The sequence below is a fragment of the Luteimonas notoginsengisoli genome (genome assembly GCF_042648885.1).
Lineage (GTDB): Bacteria > Pseudomonadota > Gammaproteobacteria > Xanthomonadales > Xanthomonadaceae > Luteimonas > Luteimonas notoginsengisoli.
Genome location: NZ_JBHRYF010000019.1, coordinates 1 through 1,899, shown reverse-complemented (window position 1 = coordinate 1,899; position 1,899 = coordinate 1). Strand labels below are relative to the sequence as shown.

At 59.9% G+C, this 1,899-nt stretch carries 2 protein-coding genes; both read left to right on the top strand.

All coding sequences use genetic code 11. The features are described from left to right. The first annotated feature begins 889 nt into the window (after positions 1-889). Positions 890-1,261: a DUF7668 domain-containing protein gene (locus tag ACFOM9_RS15415; RefSeq protein ID WP_386712900.1), complete on the top strand. Its 372-nt coding sequence runs from the start codon at positions 890-892 to the stop codon at positions 1,259-1,261. An 85-nt stretch (positions 1,262-1,346) separates the two neighbouring features. After that, entirely contained in the window at positions 1,347-1,673 is a 327-nt protein-coding gene (locus ACFOM9_RS15410) for a hypothetical protein (protein WP_386712897.1), read from the top strand. Positions 1,674-1,899 lie beyond the last annotated feature (226 nt).

Sequence of the window (1,899 nt, the reverse complement as noted above, 5' to 3'; positions counted from 1 at the left end):
CGGCCGGCGGCCTAACAGTTCAATCAAGCCGAACCCGCTTCGCGGGTCGGCTTATTTCAAGGTGTTAGGCCCCATGCCACGCATTGTCGCTCTCATACTACTGGCGTTACTCGCAGGCTGCGCTACCAAGCGACCCGCTCAACCTGACGTTCTCTCTGCACGGTCATATTCCCTTTTCGTTTGGTCAAATTGCACCGAGGGCGAGGTTGGCTGCGACCGTCTTTCGGGTGAGCTTATGCCTGCTGGCACTAGAAACACTGTCCGCCTCGCAGGTAGCACACACATGGTCAAGTGCGCGGATGGAGTCACGCCCTGCCACATCGGGTATTACCAGCTCACCGGCGCAGGCTTTTCCGTCCTCGCATATCCGGACGGGACGCTTGCGATCACTCCGCCCACCGGCTCATCTGTCACCGAGAAAGGTGACTGGTTGGAGTACTAGAATGGGGGCTAACAATTCATTCAAGCCGACGCCGCTTCGCGGCGCGGCTTAATTCAGGTGTTAGGCGCGTCAAAGCCAGAACTAAATCGGCACATGGCTTCGGCTACACAGCGGGGCCATTCGACCCCAGTTGACTCAGTCTTCGGACGCGCGGCTTCCGCCAGTTCCGGGGTCGCGCACACAAGGTTCACAGCGTCACGCTCAGGGCTTCGGCCACAGATGCAGGCGCGTGGACGCGGAGACATTGCCGGCCCAGTTGGTGCGGCTTCGGACGGTCGCTTCTGACCGTTTCGCAAGGTGCGCCCGGTCGGCCAAGCTTCGGTTCAAGCGGCCTTGTCGGGCCGTCACTTCCGCGCGATGATCGCGCCTAACAATTCGTTCAAGCCGAAGCCACTTCGCGGCTCGGCTTAACTCAAGCGTTAGGTGCCGCGTGGAGGTAGCCGCAACGTGAGCGATTCCAATGCGAATGCCGCACCGTCTGACGAGCAGCAGCCGGTGCCCCTTGAGTGGCGGCCAGCGCTCGAAAAGGCGGCAAATGCCTTCGCGACGGGGGATTTCACGCTGCAGGGCCTGAGCGGCGTCGAGCCCACATCTGCTTCCACTGCCTCGCAAGTACGCGACTATCTGGCTGACTACGGCGCTACTCTTGTACCGCTGCCGCAGCAAACTTGGGACTCATCGGTGTGTATCTGGTCCGGGCACCACTGGGATGTGCGCGTAGACCTGTGGACCCGAGAGGAAGGTTGCAGTGATCTGGTCATGCACGCTCACGTGACCCCATCAGGTGTCGTCAGCATCCACGCCGTGTATGTGCCTTAACGGGGCGGCACCTAACAATTCGTCCAAGCCGACGCCGCTTCGCGGCGCGGCTTAACTCAGGTGTTAGGCCGCACAGGAAGACTCGATGCAACTTGACGATGTCCTACCGCAGTTGGAGCGACTCTCGGATGCCGAGATGGAAACCGCGCTTTCGGCCGCGGGCACCGACCTCACGTATCGGCTTCAGTGCGCCTGTGTGTTTATTGTACTGGTCGCTGCAATTGGTCTTTTTTCATTGGCTGTGCCGCGCCTGTACCAGGCCTTCCATCCGCCTATTTATGTCAGGCTTGTTCTGGCAGCAGGCACGCTTGTCGCGATCTGGCAGACCGTCAAACTTGTCGGGCGCGTTGTTCAGCACTTCTACTGTCGGGCCATCACTCGTCACGTCCGCGCGCGAGCGGGTGCGCCCTAACAATTCGTTCAAGCCGAACTTGCTTCGTTACACCAAAGCCATGGCAGAAAAAGCTTGCCATGGCTTTGGCTCCACTACGCAAGTCGGCTTAACTCAGGCGTTAGCCCTCACCAAAAGAAGATCCGGCGCTTGAGTTGTACTTCGGAACGCTTACTGCTCGTGATGCCGCCTGGCTTCGGCTTGTTTCGCGCTCCAAAGGTTCCGGGTAAGGCCGGGTTCGCGGTGA

Bases quoted from the DNA above. Each gene is read 5' to 3' on its own strand.
- ACFOM9_RS15410 (WP_386712897.1), top strand. From the start codon at position 1,347: ATGCAACTTGACGATGTCCTACCGCAGTTGGAGCGACTCTCGGATGCC.